This window comes from Agrobacterium sp. CFBP 3001 (genome assembly GCF_027871605.1).
GTDB lineage: Bacteria > Pseudomonadota > Alphaproteobacteria > Rhizobiales > Rhizobiaceae > Agrobacterium > Agrobacterium leguminum.
On sequence record NZ_JAQAHD010000001.1, the window covers coordinates 548,411 to 564,624 of the forward strand.

13 protein-coding genes are annotated in these 16,214 nt (G+C 62.1%); 11 read left to right on the forward strand and 2 right to left on the reverse strand.

Going from position 1 to position 16,214, the window contains the following annotated elements; translation table 11 throughout:
• Positions 1–197 precede the first annotated feature (197 nt).
• Both ileS and PH605_RS02685 read left to right on the forward strand, forming a co-directional pair.
• The gene (gene ileS / locus PH605_RS02680; RefSeq protein ID WP_142843983.1) at positions 198–3,101 is read left to right on the forward strand and encodes an isoleucine--tRNA ligase; all 2,904 of its coding nucleotides are present in this window, start codon (positions 198–200) and stop codon (positions 3,099–3,101) included.
• A 142-nt stretch (positions 3,102–3,243) separates the two neighbouring features.
• Positions 3,244–3,888, forward strand: a complete 645-nt coding sequence (locus tag PH605_RS02685; RefSeq protein WP_161987669.1) for a hypothetical protein — start codon at positions 3,244–3,246, stop codon at positions 3,886–3,888.
• A gap of 50 nt (positions 3,889–3,938) precedes the next feature.
• Here the strand turns inward: PH605_RS02685 and PH605_RS02690 are convergent, their stop codons facing one another.
• Entirely contained in the window at positions 3,939–4,397 is a 459-nt protein-coding gene (locus PH605_RS02690; protein WP_003522940.1) for a nucleoside deaminase, read from the reverse strand.
• Positions 4,398–4,468: 71 nt separating this feature from the next.
• Here PH605_RS02690 and PH605_RS02695 point away from each other — a divergent pair, with 71 nt between their 5' ends.
• From PH605_RS02695 to PH605_RS02705, 3 genes are all read left to right on the forward strand, one after another.
• On the forward strand, positions 4,469–6,376 hold the full coding sequence (locus PH605_RS02695) for a pseudouridine synthase (protein WP_142843982.1): 1,908 nt from the start codon (positions 4,469–4,471) through the stop codon (positions 6,374–6,376).
• The gene (gene rsmD / locus PH605_RS02700) at positions 6,357–6,914 is read left to right on the forward strand and encodes a 16S rRNA (guanine(966)-N(2))-methyltransferase RsmD (RefSeq protein WP_035259743.1); all 558 of its coding nucleotides are present in this window, start codon (positions 6,357–6,359) and stop codon (positions 6,912–6,914) included. The genes PH605_RS02695 and rsmD overlap by 20 nt, the downstream gene beginning before the upstream one ends.
• A gap of 188 nt (positions 6,915–7,102) precedes the next feature.
• Positions 7,103–8,029: a patatin-like phospholipase family protein gene (locus PH605_RS02705; protein ID WP_142778770.1), complete on the forward strand. Its 927-nt coding sequence runs from the start codon at positions 7,103–7,105 to the stop codon at positions 8,027–8,029.
• Positions 8,030–8,204: 175 nt separating this feature from the next.
• On the opposite strand, the gene PH605_RS02710 is transcribed toward PH605_RS02705, so the two are convergent.
• The gene (locus PH605_RS02710; RefSeq protein ID WP_080852599.1) at positions 8,205–10,034 is read right to left on the reverse strand and encodes a monovalent cation:proton antiporter-2 (CPA2) family protein; all 1,830 of its coding nucleotides are present in this window, start codon (positions 10,032–10,034) and stop codon (positions 8,205–8,207) included.
• Between the two features lie 116 nt (positions 10,035–10,150).
• On the opposite strand from PH605_RS02710, the gene PH605_RS02715 reads away from it, so the two are divergent.
• The 6 genes from PH605_RS02715 (at position 10,151) to lpxK (ending at position 16,164) form a co-directional block, all read left to right on the forward strand.
• On the forward strand, positions 10,151–11,497 hold the full coding sequence (locus PH605_RS02715) for a TldD/PmbA family protein (RefSeq protein WP_003522934.1): 1,347 nt from the start codon (positions 10,151–10,153) through the stop codon (positions 11,495–11,497).
• Positions 11,498–11,590: 93 nt separating this feature from the next.
• A complete protein-coding gene (locus PH605_RS02720; RefSeq protein ID WP_080856002.1) occupies positions 11,591–12,397 on the forward strand; it encodes a 3'(2'),5'-bisphosphate nucleotidase CysQ in 807 nt (268 codons plus the stop codon).
• A gap of 61 nt (positions 12,398–12,458) precedes the next feature.
• Positions 12,459–12,698 carry a DUF4170 domain-containing protein gene (locus PH605_RS02725; protein ID WP_003494094.1) on the forward strand — a complete coding sequence of 80 codons (240 nt, stop codon included), beginning with the start codon at positions 12,459–12,461 and terminating at the stop codon, positions 12,696–12,698.
• 216 nt (positions 12,699–12,914) lie between these two features.
• Entirely contained in the window at positions 12,915–14,237 is a 1,323-nt protein-coding gene (gene waaA / locus PH605_RS02730) for a lipid IV(A) 3-deoxy-D-manno-octulosonic acid transferase (RefSeq protein WP_003521024.1), read from the forward strand.
• Positions 14,231–14,968, forward strand: a complete 738-nt coding sequence (locus tag PH605_RS02735; protein ID WP_142843980.1) for an HAD family hydrolase — start codon at positions 14,231–14,233, stop codon at positions 14,966–14,968. Before waaA ends, PH605_RS02735 begins: the two co-directional genes overlap by 7 nt.
• Before the next feature lie 149 nt (positions 14,969–15,117).
• Positions 15,118–16,164 (forward strand): tetraacyldisaccharide 4'-kinase, encoded by a 1,047-nt coding sequence (gene lpxK, locus PH605_RS02740; protein WP_065654357.1) that lies wholly within the window; start codon positions 15,118–15,120, stop codon positions 16,162–16,164.
• The last annotated feature ends 50 nt before the right edge of the window (positions 16,165–16,214 follow it).

The window sequence follows — 16,214 nt, forward strand, 5'->3', positions numbered from 1 at the left end:
CCGGCCATGTCCCAATACCGGTTGATGTTCAAAACTCAGATTGGCCGAATTATTGGCCCGGCCTTCCGCCCGCTCTGACGAGCCGGAAGGTCCGGGATTTTGGCGCTTGTCATGACTTTGGTCATGGCGCTTTCCGTATTTGCCCTCTTTGAAATTGAGACGGCGCGACCGACACGGCGCGCAACAACGGTACGATTATGAGCGACACCGCAGAAAAACTGGATTACTCCTCCACCCTCTATCTGCCGCAGACGGATTTTCCGATGCGCGCCGGCCTGCCGCAGAAGGAACCGGAAACGGTGAAACGCTGGCAGGAAATGGGCCTCTACAAACGCCTGCGCGCCTCCGCCGCCGGCCGCGAAAAATTCGTGCTGCATGACGGCCCGCCCTACGCCAACGGCAATATCCACATCGGCCATGCGCTCAATAAAATCCTGAAGGACGTCATCACCCGCTCGTTCCAGATGCGCGGTTACGACGCCAATTACGTGCCGGGCTGGGATTGCCACGGTCTGCCGATCGAATGGAAGATCGAGGAAGCCTATCGCGCCAAAGGCAAGAACAAGGACGAAGTTCCGGTCAACGAATTCCGCCAGGAGTGCCGTGAGTTTGCGGCCGGCTGGATCAAGGTCCAGTCCGAGGAGTTCAAACGCCTCGGCATCGAGGGGGATTTTGAAAACCCCTATACGACGATGAACTTCCACGCCGAAGCGCGCATCGCCGGCGAATTGCTGAAGATTGCCAAGAGCGGCCAGCTCTACCGCGGTTCCAAGCCGATCATGTGGTCGGTCGTGGAGCGCACGGCGCTGGCGGAAGCGGAAGTCGAATATCATGACGTCGAGAGCGACACGATCTGGGTGAAGTTCCCGGTCGTTGAAGGTTCTGCGGAGCTCAATGGCGCTTCCATCGTCATCTGGACGACCACGCCGTGGACGATCCCCGGCAACCGCGCCGTCTCGTTTTCGTCACGCATCGCCTATGGCCTTTATGAGGTCACGGCGGCTGCGAATGATTTCGGCCCGCAGCCCGGCGAAAAACTTGTCTTCGCAGACAAGCTGGCAGCGGAATGCTTTGCCAAGGCAAAGCTCGAATTTACACGCCTGCGCGACGTGAAGGCGGAAGAGCTCGCGGCTGTCACCTGCGCCCACCCGCTGGCATCGCTGGGTTACACCTTCCCTGTTCCGGTTCTCGATGGCGATCACGTCACCGACGATGCCGGTACCGGCTTCGTGCACACGGCCCCCGGCCATGGCCGCGAAGACTTTGATGCTTGGATGGCGCAGGCGCGCGATCTGGAAGCGCGCGGCATCTCCTCTAAGATCCCGTTCACGGTCGGCGACGACGGTTTCTACACCGAAGACGCCCCCGGTTTCGGCCCGTCGGCCGAAGGCGGTGCTGCCCGCGTCATGGACGATAACGGCAAGAAGGGCGATGCCAATGACCGCGTCATCAAGGCGCTGATCGCGGAAAACAACCTGTTTGCCCGCGGCCGTCTGAAGCACAGCTATCCGCATAGCTGGCGCTCCAAGAAGCCGGTCATCTTCCGCAACACGCCGCAATGGTTCGTCTATATGGACAAGGAACTGGGCGACGGCACCACGCTGCGCTCGCGTTCGCTTTCCGCCATCGACCAGACCCGTTTCGTTCCGGCCTCCGGCCAGAACCGTCTGCGCGCCATGATCGAAGGCCGCCCCGACTGGGTCTTGTCGCGCCAGCGCAGCTGGGGCGTGCCGATCGCCGTCTTCGCGGATGAGAAGGGTGAAGTCCTGATCGATGAGGCCGTCAACGCCCGCATCCTCGAGGCTTTCGAGGCCGAAGGTGCGGACGCCTGGTTCGCCGAAGGCGCCAAGGAACGTTTCCTCGGCAATGACCACGACCACGCCCGTTGGCAGCAGGTCATGGACATCCTCGACGTCTGGTTTGACAGCGGCTGCACCCACACCTTCACGCTGGAAGACCGACCGGACTTGAAGTGGCCGGCGGATGTCTATCTCGAAGGCTCCGACCAACATCGCGGCTGGTTCCATTCGTCGCTGCTTGAAAGCTGCGCGACGCGTGGTCGTGCGCCTTACAATGCCGTTGTCACCCACGGTTTCACCATGGACGAGCAGGGCCGCAAGCAGTCGAAGTCGCTCGGCAACGTGGTCGCCCCTCAGGAAGTCATGAGCCAGTCGGGTGCCGACATCCTGCGCCTGTGGGTGATGACCACGGATTACTGGGAAGACCAGCGCCTCGGCAAGGCCATCATCCAGACCAATGTCGATGCCTATCGCAAGCTGCGCAACACCATCCGCTGGATGCTCGGCACGCTCGCCCATTTTGAGGGCGAGGAGATCGCCTATGACGATCTGCCGGAGCTGGAAAAGCTGGTGCTGCACCGCCTGTCCGAACTGGATGGCGTGGTTCGCGAGGGTTATGACGGTTTCGAGTTCAAGAAGATCACCCGCGCGCTGATCGACTTTGCCAATGTCGAACTTTCCGCCTTCTATTTTGACGTCCGCAAGGATACGCTTTATTGCGACGCGCCGTCGTCGCTAAAGCGCCGCGCCGCCCTGTCGGTCATCGCCAAGCTGTTCGATTGCCTGGTGACGTGGCTTGCCCCCATGCTTCCCTTTACCACGGAAGAAGCGTGGCTGTCGCGCTACCCGGATGCGGAGTCGGTGCATCTCGCCCAGTTCCCGGAAATCCCGGCAAACTGGAAGAACGATGCGCTGGAAGCGAAGTGGGAGAAAATCCGCAAGGTCCGTACCGTCGTGACGGGCGCGCTTGAAGTCGAGCGCCGTGAAAAGCGCATCGGCTCCTCGCTGGAGGCGGCACCTGTCGTCCACATCGCCGACGCCGATCTGCTGGCCGCGCTGAAGGATCAGGACTTCGCCGAAATCTGCATCACCTCGGCCATCACGGTTGTGGGTGACGAAGGCCCGGCCGATGGCTTCCGCCTGCCGGAAGTGCCGAAGGTTGTGGTTGAGCAGAAGCTCGCGGAAGGTGAAAAATGCGCGCGTTCGTGGCGCATCACCACCGATGTCGGGTCTGATCCGGATTATCCTGACGTTTCTGCCCGCGATGCAGCGGCCCTGCGTGAGCTTGCCGCACTCTCGTAACGAAAATGACCGGATGAATTGCGCTTTGCCTCTTCATCCGGTACACCTGCCTGAAAATGGCCGGATTTGCACGGCAATGCGGGCTGCCGCCTGCCGAAAGACGATGTCTGGCGAAGTGGGACGGACGGCTGGAAGGGTTTCAATGAAGACGATGCAGGGTAATGCGCAGGGTTTGGGCATGTTTCGCACGGTTGTTGGCATCACGACGATAGGCGTGTTGCTCGGCGCGTGCACGAGCCCGACCTACGGCACGGGCAAGACGGCGGCGGAACAGCTTGTCGACGATCTTGGCAACGCGACCTCGATCACCGGCAATGACCAGGAAAAGCGCAACCTGAAATACAGCCCCCGCCCGGGCCTCGTCGTTCCCGCTCAGGCCCGTGCCGAACAGCTGGCAGAGCCGCAGCAGAACATGGCAAGCCGCGAAAACAATCCGCAATGGGTCGAATCGCCGGAAGAAACCCGCGAACGCCTGCGCGAAGAGGCGGATGCGAACAAGAACAACCCGCATTATCGCTCGCCGCTGCTTGCAGGCAACGGCACCGCCGGCCAGATGACCGAAACCCAGAAATGGGAAGCCTTCCGCAAGGCGAAGGCCGAAGCCCAGGGCGGCTCCGTCGTCAACGCCCAGCGCAGGTTCCTCACCGATCCGCCGGCTGAATATCGCAGCGTTCCGCAGGATCAGCTGACCGATCTCGGCGAACCGGAGCAGAAGAAGGAAAAGCGCCGCAAGAAAGAAGCGGCCGTGGCAAATACCGGCAAGAGCTGGTGGAACCCCTTCCAGTAATAACGAATGGCTGATGGCCCGCGGGAAAGCTTGCGCCTCCCGCCGGTCGCTCAATCGTCGAGACGTTTCTCGCGGAAAAATTGCCGCAGGATTTCCGCACTTTCGCTTTCCGCCAGTCCCGAATAGACATCCGGCGCATGGTGGCATGTCGGCTGGCTGAAGAAACGCACGCCACTCTCCACTGCGCCGCCCTTCGGGTCTCGCGCGCCGTAATAGAGCCGGCGGATACGGGCGAATGAAATCGCCGCCGCGCACATGGTGCAGGGCTCCAGTGTCACGTAGAGATCGGCGCCGGGCAGGCGTTCCTGCTCCAGCGCTTCGCAGGCCATGCGGATCACGGCGATTTCGGCGTGAGCCGTCACATCGTTCAATTCACGGGTGCGGTTGCCGGAACTGGCGATGACGCGGCCGTCCATAACCAGTACCGCGCCGATCGGAACCTCCTGCCGCTTAGCCGCGGCACGGGCTTCCGAAAGCGCCAGCTCCATGAAATGCGTCCTTTCGGCCATTGCGTTTCAATTTCCTCTTAACCCTTGTGCTTGGACCTGATAGGACAGCCCAAACAACAGGCAAACAGCAAATGACTTTTAAAGACAAGCCGAAGCGTGACGGCGGCAAGACATTTAGCCGCGACAGGAAGCCGAAAGGCCCCGGCAAGCCCGCCGCAGAGCGCGAAAAGAAACCGACCGAGGCAAAGGCCGCCCCGGTGCCGGAAACCGTTGGCGCTTCCAAGCCCGAGCGCATTTCCAAGATCATGGCGCGCGCAGGCGTCGCCTCGCGCCGCGATGTCGAGCGCATGATCATGGAAGGCCGCGTGTCGCTGAACGGCGTCAAGCTGGATACGCCGGTGGTGAACGCCACGCTGTCCGACAAGATCGAAGTCGACGGCATGCCGATTCGCGGCGCCGAACGCACGCGCCTGTGGCTTTACCACAAGCCCGCCGGTCTGGTGACGACCAATTCCGACCCGGAAGGCCGCCCGACCGTTTTCGACAATCTGCCCGGTGAACTGCCGCGCGTTCTGTCCATCGGCCGTCTCGATATCAATACCGAAGGCCTGCTGCTGCTCACCAACGATGGCGGACTTTCCCGCGTGCTGGAACTGCCGACCACCGGCTGGCTGCGCCGCTACCGCGTGCGCGCCCATGGCGAGGTCGATCAGGCCGCACTCGACAAGCTGAAGGAAGGCATTGCCGTCGATGGCGTGCTCTACGGCGCGATCGACGCCACGCTCGACCGTACCCAGGGCCACAATGTCTGGATCAGCATGGGCCTGCGTGAAGGCAAGAACCGCGAAATCAAGAACGTGCTCGGCGCGCTCGGTCTCGAGGTCAACCGGCTGATCCGCGTTTCCTACGGTCCGTTCCAGCTCGGCGATCTCGCTGAAGGCAAGGTGCTGGAAGTGCGCGGCCGTATGCTGCGCGACCAGCTCGGCCCGCGTCTGATCGAACAGGCCGGCGCCAATTTCGACGCGCCGATCTACAATGCGCCCGTTGAGGATGAAGAAGACGACGCGCCGAAGCGGCCCGTAAAATCCGAATGGGCAAAGAGCGATGCGCCGGAAAGCAAGCCGCGCTTCGAAAAGAGCGGCAAGTCCGAGGACCGTCGTGAAAAGGCGCTCGGAAGGCTCGATACCAAGCGCGGCGACAAGCCGGCTGGCAAGTTCGGCTCCAAGCCCGCCGGGAAATTTGCCGCCAAGGGCCGCAGCGAGGATGAAGGCGACGACCGCCGCCCCCGCCAGGCCGCCGGCACCAGCCGTACGGCCAATGTCTGGATGGCGCCCGGTGCAAGGCCCACCCGTGACGGCAAGGAGCGCAAGTCTTCCGCCCGCGCGGAAGCCGAAAACCTCTTCAAGAAGCCTTCCGCCCAGGACGAAGCGCGGCGCAACGTCGTGCGGCATGCCGATGCCGAGGGCGAGTGGATCCGTTCGGATTCCCCCCGCGAAGAAGAAGGTGGTCGCGGACGTGGCGACCGTCCGCGTGGCGAAAAGAGCTTCGGTGATCGTGGTGGGCGCGGCGGAAAGCCGTTCGGCGACCGGCCATTCCGCGACAGGCCGCGTGAAGAGGGCGACCGTCCGCGCGGTGAGAAGAGCTTCGGCGACCGCCCGGCACGCGGCGGCAAACCTTTCGGCGACCGTCCGTTCCGTGACAAGCCGCGCGAAGAGGGTGACCGCCCGCGCAGCGACCGCCCACGTGGCGAAAAACCTTTCGGTGACCGTCCGTTCCGCGACAGGCCCCGTGAAGACGGTGACCGCCCACGCGGCGAGCGCCCGGCGGGAGACAAGCCCCGTGGCGGCAAGCCGGCCGGTAAATCCGGATTCGGCAAGCCATCTTTCGGAAAGTCGGGCGAGCGTGGCGAACGTTCGGGTTTCTCAGGCAAGAGCAAAGGCCCCGGTGGTCCCGGCGGCGGCAAGCCGGGCGGCAAAGGCCCGGGTGGCAAACCTTCTGGAGGCAGGGGAATGACACGTAATGCGGATCGTAGGCGGTGAGTTCCGCGGCCGGAGTTTGGCCGCGCCGAAATCGAATTCCATTCGTCCGACCATCGACAGGACGCGGGAAAGCCTCTTCAATATTCTGAGCCATGCCTATCCGGAAAGTCTGGATGGCACGCGCGTTCTGGATGTTTTTGCCGGAACCGGTGCGGTCGGTCTGGAGGCGCTTTCGCGCGGCTGTCGCGTGGCGCTCTTCGTCGAAAACGGCGTCGAGGGCAGGGGGCTGCTCTGGGAAAATATCGATGCGCTGGGTCTGCATGGCCGCGCCCGTATCCTGCGGCGTGACGCCACCAAGCTCGGCGGCGTCAACAATATCGAACCCTTCGATCTTCTCTTCGCCGATCCGCCCTATGGCTATGGCCATGGCGAGAAGGCTTTCGCGGCCGCCCATGGCGGCGGCTGGCTGAACCCCGGCGCGCTCGCCATCCTCGAAGAGCGCGGCGATGTGACGGTCAAGGTCGATCCGGTTTTCAAACCGCTCGAAAGCCGCATCTTCGGCGATACGAAAATGCATTTCTACCGTTACGAGCCCTAAAGCATTTCCAGGAAAAGCGGAGCCCGGTTTTCCGTCCGGAAATGTGACATAACAAAGAGTTAGAGTGTTTTCGCGATTCGAAGAAAAGCGAGAACGCTCTAACAGGAACACCTTCCCGTCACGCCACGGTCTTGTCTTGTTTGCGCAATAGGCAGAGTCTTTGCCGTGGAAAGAATTTGGGTATTCGCATGGAGCAGGGTGTAAACGAGAGCATAACGATCGTCCGCGCCGGGGAAGAGGTTCTCGAAGGTGACGGTGCGGGCGGCCATGAGCCGACCTTTGGACTGGCGCTCGGCGGCGGCGGCGCACGCGGCATCTGCCACATCAACGTCATCGAGGCGCTGGACGAACTCGGCATCCGGCCCGTGGCGATTTCCGGTTCGTCCATCGGCTCCATCATCGGCGCTGGCATGGCGGCCGGCATGACCGGCCGGGAAATCCGTGAATACACACTTGAACTGATGGGACGAAAAGGCTCGGTCGCCAACCGGCTCTGGAGCCTCGGCCCGGCATCGATGCGCCATGCGGTGGACGGTTTTCGCCTCGGGCAATTCAACCTCGAACTCATCCTGCACGCCCTGATGCCGCAGGCTCTGCCGAAGGATTTTTCCGAGCTTGCCATTCCGCTCAAAGTGATAACCACGGATTATTACGCCCAGACCGAAGTGGTGGTGGAACGCGGCGAGATCATCCAGGCGCTGGCCGCATCTGCCGCCATTCCCGCATTGTTCATGCCGGTGCGTATCGATGGCCGCATCATGATCGACGGCGGCATTTTTAATCCGGTGCCCTATGAGCATCTGCTGGACCGCGCCGATATCGTCATCGGCGTCGATGTCGTCGGCGGCCCGGAAGGCGACGGAACCACCATGCCGAACCGGCTGGACAGCCTCTTCGGCGCCAGCCAGCTGATGATGCAGGCGGCGATTGCCCTGAAACTGAGGCTACGCCCGCCGCATATTTTCCTGCGCCCGCCCGTGCACCGTTTCGGTGTGCTGGATTTCCTGAAGTCCGAAGAGGTGCTGAACGCATCGGCTGGCATCAAGGACGATCTGAAACGGCAGATCGACATGCAGGTGGAACTGTTTCACCGCGGGCAGGGTGTGGAGGCGTGACGAGTGAGGCGAGTTTTCTTCTCCCCGAGGGGGAGAAGGTGGCCCGAAGGGCCGGATGAGGGGGTACCCTCTCCGAATATCGCTACTCTTGCCCCCTCATCCCGCTGCCGCGGACTTCTCCCCGGCGGGGAGAAGAAACAAGCGCGGCGCTCCCAGTCACTAAGTTGAACTCAATTCACAGCGAAACTTCCGTCTCGCTGTCCTCCGCATCCTCTTCTTCTTCCCACTTTTCCGCCTTGGTCTTCGGCTTCATCAGCGGTTCGGGCTTCACCTCGCGCACCGGCTTGTTGTGCAGCATCTGCCGGCCGGCGGCGAGGCCTTCCACGGCCTGTAGCTGCAACCGCTCCTCGTCGCGCTCGCGAATGTCGTCGGCAATCGCCAGCGCCCTTTCGCCATCCATATCCAGCCCCTCCAGAATGCGCCTGCCGAACAGCAGACCCGATTCCAGCGTCTCGCGGATTTCATATTCCACGCCCTTTTTCCTGAGGTCGAGGGAATGCACGCGGTCATAGGAGCGGGCATAGATGCGCACGCTCGGAAATTCCGACTGGATCATGTCGATGATACGGTCGGTCACCTCCTTCTTGTGGGTGCAGACCGCAACGAGATCGGCCCGCTCGATGCCGGCGGCGATCAGCACGTCCTTGCGGGTGCCATCGCCGAAAAAGATGCGGAAGCCGAAACGGGCGGCCTGACGCACGCGGTCGGCCGAGCTGTCGATGACAGTCACGTCGCGCCCGCCGGCGAGCAGGATCTGCGAGGCGATCTGGCCGAAACGGGAAAAGCCGATCATCAGCACATCCGCGCCCGCCCCGTCGAAATCCTCTTCCAGCTTGTCCTCTTCCGCATCCTCCGCCGTCAGCCGGCGTGAAATCACCGCCAGAAGCGGCGTCAGCGCCATGGAAAGCGTGACGACGGCAACGAGGATCGAGGCCGTTGCCTGCGGAAACAGCCCGGAGGCGGCAGCGGTGGTGAAGAGCACGAAGCCGAATTCGCCGCCCTGCGCCAGAAGCAGCGCGATGCGGCTCGATGCATAACGCGACGAGCCGGCGATGCGGCAAAGGCCATAGATCAGCGCCGCCTTCACCGCCATCATCGCCGGCACGGCGATCAGGATGAGCAGAATATGCTCATAGACGATATGGATGTGCAGCGACATGCCGACCGCCATGAAGAACAGCGCCAGAAACAACCCGCGAAACGGCTCGATATCGGCTTCCAGCTCGTGCCGGTAGGAAGATTCCGACAGCATCAGCCCCGCCAGCAGCGCGCCCATGCCCATCGACAAACCCACCGCCTCCATGATGGCGGCGGCGCCAATGACGACGAAGAGGGCGGCGGCGATCATCACCTCCCTCGCACCGGTGCGGGCGATGATCTGGAACATCGGCGTCAGCAGATAACGCCCGGCCAGCACCATGCCGGCCACGGCAACGACGGAGGCGATGAGATCGGACACCATCGAATCCGTCGGCACATCCGGCCGGTTGGAAAGAATGGTGACGAGTGCAAGAAGCGGCACGATGGCGAGGTCCTGAAACAGCAGGATCGAAAAGGAGCGGTTGCCGTGCCGCGTATTCATGTCGCCGTCGTCGGCAAGGATTTGCAGCGCAAAGGCGGTGGAGGAAAGCGCAAGGCCGAAACCGGCGACGAGGCTGCCGCGCCAGTCGATCAGCCCTGCCCACCAGGCAATGGCCGCCAGCACGCTGCCCGTCACCAGCACCTGCGCCATCCCAAGCCCTAAGATATCGCGCCGCATCTGCCAGATGCGCGACGGCTTCAGTTCGAGACCGATGATGAAGAGCAGGAAAACGACGCCAAGTTCCGAGACGTTGAAGATGTCCTTCGCATCCGTGACCAGATGCAGGAACGGCCCGATGATGATGCCGGCCACCAGATAACCGAGCACGGTGCCAAGGCCAAGCTTGCGGAAAACCGAGGCCGCGATGACCGCGCCGGCGAGAAGCAGCAGGGGTTCGGAAAAGAGAGCGTCGTGCTCGGTCATGCGGGCGGACTTTCGAATAGGGTGGCGACAATACCGTCCGAATGGAGAAAGCGGCGTTTCGCCCTTGATGCGGGGTTCTTGGCACAATAAATGGAACAGGAATGAAAGGCCAACTCATGTCCTCAGAAATAGATTCTTCCAAACTTCTCGATCGCGCCAGCCAGCTTGTCGATCTTGCCCGCGCCGCCGGTGCCGATGAGGCGGATGCCGTTGTCGTCCGCTCCCGCTCGCAATCGGTCGGCGTGCGGCTCGGCAAGGTGGAAAGCACCGAATCCTCCGAAAGCGACGATTTTTCCCTGCGCGTCTTCGTTGGCCGCCGGGTGGCAAGCGTTTCCGCCAATCCGGGCTTCGACCTGAAGACCTTGGCGGAACGGGCCGTCGCGATGGCGAAGGTTTCGCCGGAAGACCCGTTTGCCTGCCTCGCGGACAAGGAACGGCTGGCCACTTCCTATGACGATCTTCAGCTTTTCGATGCGACGGAAGTGTCGGCCGATCAGCTGCGCGAGGCAGCCCTTGCTTCGGAAGAGGCAGCACTTGCGGTCAAGGGCGTCAGCAATTCCTCCGGCGCCGGCGCATCGAGCGGCATGGGCGGCCTCGTGCTTGCCACCTCGCACGGTTTTTCCGGCAGCTATATGGGCAGCCGTTTCAGCCGTTCCGTCAGTGTCATCGCCGGCGAAGGCACCAAGATGGAGCGCGACTACGATTTCGACAGCCGCCTTTATTATGCCGATCTCGATGCCGCCGAAGAAATCGGCCGTCGCGCCGGGGAAAAAGTCGTGCGCCGTGTCGGCCCGCGCCAGGTCGATACCGGCAGCAACATCACCGTGGTTTTCGATCCGCGCATCGCCCGCGGTTTTGTCGGTGCGATTGCCGGCGCCATCAACGGCGCTTCGGTTGCCCGCAAGACCAGCTTCCTGCGCGATAAGATGGGTCAGCAGGTTCTGAAAAAGGGCCTTTATCTCACCGACGATCCGCAGATCGTGCGCGGCCCGTCCTCGCGTCCCTTCGATGGCGAGGGCGTGCGCGGCGAGAAGATGACGATGATTGAGGACGGTGTTCTCAAGCACTGGTTCCTGTCCACCTCGGCGGCGCGGGAACTCGGCCTTGAAACCAACGGTCGCGGCGTGCGCGGCGGCACGGCGGTTTCGCCGGCTTCCACCAATCTGGCGCTGGAGCCAGGCGATCTCTCGCCGGAGGATCTGCTGCGACAGGTCGGAACCGGCTTTTACGTCACCGAACTGATCGGCCACGGCGCCAATATGATCACGGGTGAATATAGCTGCGGAGCGAGCGGTTTCTGGATCGAGAACGGCGAAAAGACCTTCGCGGTTTCCGAGGTCACCATCGCCTCGAACCTGAAGGACATGTTCATGCGGGTCACGCCGGCCAACGATATCGACCGTAAATACGGCGTCGCTGCCCCGACGCTCGCCATTGAAGGCATGACGATCGCGGGCAAGTGAGACGGCCCGCGGGTTGTTTTCGCCGGCACTTTGTGTGCAAGTGCGAGAAGAAAAACGGGCGCGCCGTGTGAGGCGCGCGGAAAAGACGGCAAAATGAACGATATGGCTGAGGCCCGCTGGGCCTCCGATCTGAGGCTGGTCCTCGAAGCCGCCCGCAAGGCGGGCGAGACGGCCCTCGGTTTCTTCCGCAAGGATCCCGAGGTCTGGTGGAAGAATGGCGGGCTTTCGCCGGTCAGTGCGGCCGACTACGCCGCCAATGAAATTCTCGAAACCATCCTGCGCTCCGCCCGGCCGGAATACGGCTGGCTCTCCGAAGAGACGGATGACGATACGGACAGGCTTTCCCGCTCCACCGTCTTCGTCGTCGATCCCATCGATGGCACCCGTGCCTTCATCGGCGGTCGGGATACCTGGTGCGTCAGCGTCGCGGTGGTGCATGAGGGCCGGCCGGTGGTAGCGGCCCTTGTCGCCCCGGCGCTTGCCGAGGAGTTCACCGCATTGGAAGGCGGCGAAGCGCTGAAAAACGGAGCGCCCGTTTTTGCCGCGCGTGAAAATGCCGGCATCTTCCATCTGGCGGCGCCAGAAGACGTAATCACGCATCTGCCGGAAGAGGTGCGGGGTGGCGTCAAGCGCATTCCGCACGTACCCTCGCTCGCCTACCGGCTGGCCATGGTGGCGGATGGCCGCATCGACGGAACGCTGGTCAAGGCGAACTCGCACGAGTGGGATCTCGCCGCTGCCGACCTCATTCTGGAGAAGGCTGGCGGCCGGCTGGTCGGGCTCGATGGAAAACCTCTGATGTATAATCGCCGGCAGGTGAACCACCCCGCATTGTGCGCTGCAGCAGATTATGCGCTGCCTGCACTTTTGAAAGCGTTTTCACATCTGTCTGACAGTTGACGTTTGCCGGGAAATCCCGCAGATGAAGGCCTCTCTCAGAGTTTAAGAAAGAGACAAAGACATGACGGAATCTGGCAAACAGAAACAGCTGCTGCACCTCGTATTCGGCGGCGAACTGGAAAACCTTCAGGATGTTCAGTTCCGGGATTTGAACGCGCTCGATATCGTCGGTATCTATCCGGACTATGCTTCCGCGCTCACCGCATGGAAGTCCAAGGCGCAGATGACCGTCGATAACGCCCATATGCGTTATTTTATCGTGCATATGCACCGTCTTCTCAATCCGGACGACAAAATTTGAGTCCTTTTGCCCTTGCGTTGTAATACTATTGGGTGAAAGCGAGTTTTTCCGTGATTCCTGCGCGAGCGGCGCAGGCCGGGAATACCGCGGCGAGAAAATGTGATCGCGCTTTCGTTTCCGATGACAAAAAATGACGCAATTTGAGAAGAAGTAGGCGGCGATAACAACCAAAAACAGGGGAAGGGCATTGCGCGGAATGATCAAGGGCAGAATGTCATGAGCAGCCGTATCGCACGTTTCGCTCTTTCCGGTTACCGCATTGCCGGTATCGCCGCTTACCCGTTCGCGAAGCCCTATCTTTCCTATCGGGCGGCGAAGGGCAAGGAAGACAAGCGCCGTCGGCTTGAGCGTTTCGGTTATGCCAGCGCCGAGCGCCCGCGCGGGCCGCTGGTCTGGTTCCATGCCGCAAGCGTGGGTGAAACGCTGGCGCTTATTCCGCTGATCCGCGAAATCCGCAAGCGCGATATCTTCGTGCTTTTGACCACCGGAACCGTCACATCGGCCGAACTGACCCGCACGCGGCTGGGCGACGATGTGATCCATCAATATGTGCCGCTCGATATCAAAATCGCGGTCAACCGTTTCCTGACCTACTGGGCGCCGGATGCCGCCATCACCGCTGAATCGGAAATCTGGCCGGTGACGATGATGGAGCTGGAACGCCGGCACATTCCGCAGATCCGGGTCAATGCGCGCCTCTCCGACCGTTCCTTCGACCGCTGGAAAGCCCGGCATGACATTGCTGAATCGCTGTTTTCCAAGCTGGCGCTGGTGGTTGCGCAGTCCGATCTCGATGCCGAACGTTTCCGCGATCTCGGCTCCTGGCCGGTGGTGATTTCAGGCAACCTCAAGGGCGACACCGACCCGCCGCCATGCGACGAGGCGCTGCTGGAGAGCTATCGCAAGCAGGTCGGCAATCGCAAGACATGGGCCGCCATCTCCACTTTCGACGGCGAGGAGAAGGCTGCCGCCACCGTTCATGCGGCGATCAAGTCGCGCAATGGGCAACTGACCATCATCGTGCCGCGCCATCCCGAGCGCGGCGACGATGTCGAGGCGATGCTGAAGGGCATGAATCTTTCGGTCGCCCGCCGCAGCCGCAATGACGTGATTACGCCGGAAACCGATATTTTCCTCGGCGATTCCATCGGCGAAATGGGGCTTTATCTGCGCCTGACCGAGCTTGCCTTCGTCGGCCGCTCCTTGACTGCCGAGGGCGGGCAGAACCCGCTGGAACCGGCCATGCTCGGCTGCGCCGTGCTGTCTGGTGCACATGTGCAGAATTTCCGCGAGGCCTATCAGAAGCTGATCCGCGCCGGCGGCGGTCGTATCATCCGCGATGTGGAGATGCTGGCCAAGGCGGTGCATTATCTGCTGGTCAACGACAATGAGCGTTACAAGATGATCGATGCCGGCAACCGGGTCATTCAGGATATGCGCGGTGCGCTGTCCTCCACCGTCAAGGCGCTGGAACCCTATATCAATCCGCTCACCGTTTCCGCCAAGCTGCAACCGCGGAGCGCCATCGGTTCATGGTAGCGGATATCGAACTCAACGCGGCGCAATCGATCGCCGCAGTCCTTTTCGACAAGGACGGAACGCTTCTCGGTTATGACGCCAGCTGGGGTCCGGTGAACCGCGAGCTTGCGGCGATTGCCGCCAAGGGCGATCCCGCTCTTGCCGACCGGCTTCTTTCCGCCTGCGGCATGGACCCCGTTACCGGTCATGTGGTGCCGGACAGCCTTCTGGCCGCCGGCAACACCGCGGAAATCGCCGCCGGTCTGGTTGCCGCCGGCTCGACCTGCGATGTCGGGGAGCTGACGGCGCGCCTCGACCGGTTGTTCACCGAGGCGGCGGATAAATCCGTGCCGGTGACCGATCTCAAGGCGTTTTTCGCAAGGCTGAAGGCCCGCGGCTACAAGCTCGGCATCGCCTCCAGCGACAATGAAAACTCCATCCGCCAGACGGCCATCCGCTTCGGTTTCGAAAACGACGTCGATTTTGTCGCGGGATATGACAGCGGTTACGGCACCAAGCCGCAGCCCGGCATGGTTCTCGGTTTCTGCGAGGCGATAGGCTTCCCGCCGGAGCGTGTGGCGGTGGTCGGCGACAATAATCACGATCTGCATATGGCGAAGAACGCCGGTGCCGGTTTGCGTATCGCCGTTTTGACCGGAACAGGCTCACGCGAAAGCCTTGGCGCAGATGCCGATTTTTGTTTCGATGACATCACGGCGCTTGAAGCGCTTTTGCCGGAACGGGCTCTCTGAGCCCGGTGGAATTTCCGCCGGGCCGGGTGCGGCTCCATCAAGCCCGTTTATTCCATTTTTGCAATTTACGGTTTTTTCTGGCAAACAACCTCCTGACATGTGACGGGCGAACGGAATGCCGTGGGCGACGCGGCCGGGAGCGGGAATAGATGGTTTCTGAAGCGCCGCCGTTCTGGTGGCAGAAAGCGGGCTGGCAGGCGTGGCTCCTGTCTCCTTTCTCGCTTCTTTACGGCAAGATCGCCGGCCGGCGGATGCGAACGGCGAAGAGGGCAAGCGTTGCCGTTCCGGTCATCTGCATCGGCAACTTCACCGTGGGTGGGGCCGGCAAGACACCGACGGCGATGGCAATTGCGAGAGCTGCCGTTGCAAAGGGCCTGAAACCCGGATTTCTCAGCCGCGGTTACGGCGGCACGCTCGACGTCACCACCCTTGTCGATCCCGGACAGCACCGCTCGGCCGATGTCGGCGATGAGCCGCTGCTCCTGGCGCGAGAGGCGGTCACGGTCATTTCCCGCAAGCGCGTGGAAGGCGCACACCGGCTGGTGAAGGAAGGCGTTGATCTCATCATCATGGATGACGGCTTCCAGAGCGCACGCCTGACGCTGGATTATGCGCTTGTCGTCATCGATACGATGCGTGGCATCGGCAACGGCCATCTTGTGCCGGGCGGCCCGGTGAGGGCGCCGCTTGCCGAGCAGATGCGGCACATGACCGGGCTCCTGAAGGTCGGCAATGGCCATGCGGCCGATGCCCTGGTCCGGCAGGCGGCAAAGGCTGCCAAACCCGTCTTCGTGGCGGCGATCACGCCGCAGGAGCCGCAGGATTTCAGGGGAAGGCGCGTGCTGGCCTATGCGGGCATCGCCGACCCGGCCAAGTTCTATCGAACCGTCGAGGCGCTCGGCGGCGACATCGTGCTGCAGCGCTCTTTCCCGGATCATCACCATTTCAGCGACGACGAGATCGCCGATCTTCTGCAGGACGCCGATAAAGAGAACCTGCAACTGGTGACGACGGCCAAGGACGCGGTGCGGCTTAACGGGCACCACGGTCGGGCGGAAGAATTGCTGTGGAACAGCCTGGTGATCGAAATCGACATGGTGTTCGACGACCCCAACGCGGCCGCGACGATCATCGATACGGCGGTGAGGAACTGCCGTGCGCGTCTCCTGCGGGACAATGCGCGGACGTCGGTTTAGAGCACCGAGAAGAAGATAAACCGCCGTATACTCACTTCCCCTCATTCCTG

Excerpts from the sequence above, each read along its gene's own strand:
- PH605_RS02690 (WP_003522940.1), bottom strand. The coding sequence starts at position 4,397 with ATGGCCGAAAGGACGCATTTCATGGAGCTGGCGCTTTCGGAAGCCCGT.
- PH605_RS02735 (WP_142843980.1), top strand. The coding sequence starts at position 14,231 with ATGGTAGCGGATATCGAACTCAACGCGGCGCAATCGATCGCCGCAGTC.
- PH605_RS02720 (WP_080856002.1), top strand. The coding sequence starts at position 11,591 with ATGAACGATATGGCTGAGGCCCGCTGGGCCTCCGATCTGAGGCTGGTC.
- PH605_RS02685 (WP_161987669.1), top strand. The coding sequence starts at position 3,244 with ATGAAGACGATGCAGGGTAATGCGCAGGGTTTGGGCATGTTTCGCACG.
- lpxK (WP_065654357.1), top strand. The coding sequence starts at position 15,118 with ATGGTTTCTGAAGCGCCGCCGTTCTGGTGGCAGAAAGCGGGCTGGCAG.
- rsmD (WP_035259743.1), top strand. The coding sequence starts at position 6,357 with ATGCGGATCGTAGGCGGTGAGTTCCGCGGCCGGAGTTTGGCCGCGCCG.
- PH605_RS02705 (WP_142778770.1), top strand. The coding sequence starts at position 7,103 with ATGGAGCAGGGTGTAAACGAGAGCATAACGATCGTCCGCGCCGGGGAA.
- waaA (WP_003521024.1), top strand. The coding sequence starts at position 12,915 with ATGAGCAGCCGTATCGCACGTTTCGCTCTTTCCGGTTACCGCATTGCC.
- PH605_RS02715 (WP_003522934.1), top strand. The coding sequence starts at position 10,151 with ATGTCCTCAGAAATAGATTCTTCCAAACTTCTCGATCGCGCCAGCCAG.
- PH605_RS02725 (WP_003494094.1), top strand. The coding sequence starts at position 12,459 with ATGACGGAATCTGGCAAACAGAAACAGCTGCTGCACCTCGTATTCGGC.
- PH605_RS02710 (WP_080852599.1), bottom strand. The coding sequence starts at position 10,034 with ATGACCGAGCACGACGCTCTCTTTTCCGAACCCCTGCTGCTTCTCGCC.
- PH605_RS02695 (WP_142843982.1), top strand. The coding sequence starts at position 4,469 with ATGACTTTTAAAGACAAGCCGAAGCGTGACGGCGGCAAGACATTTAGC.
- ileS (WP_142843983.1), top strand. The coding sequence starts at position 198 with ATGAGCGACACCGCAGAAAAACTGGATTACTCCTCCACCCTCTATCTG.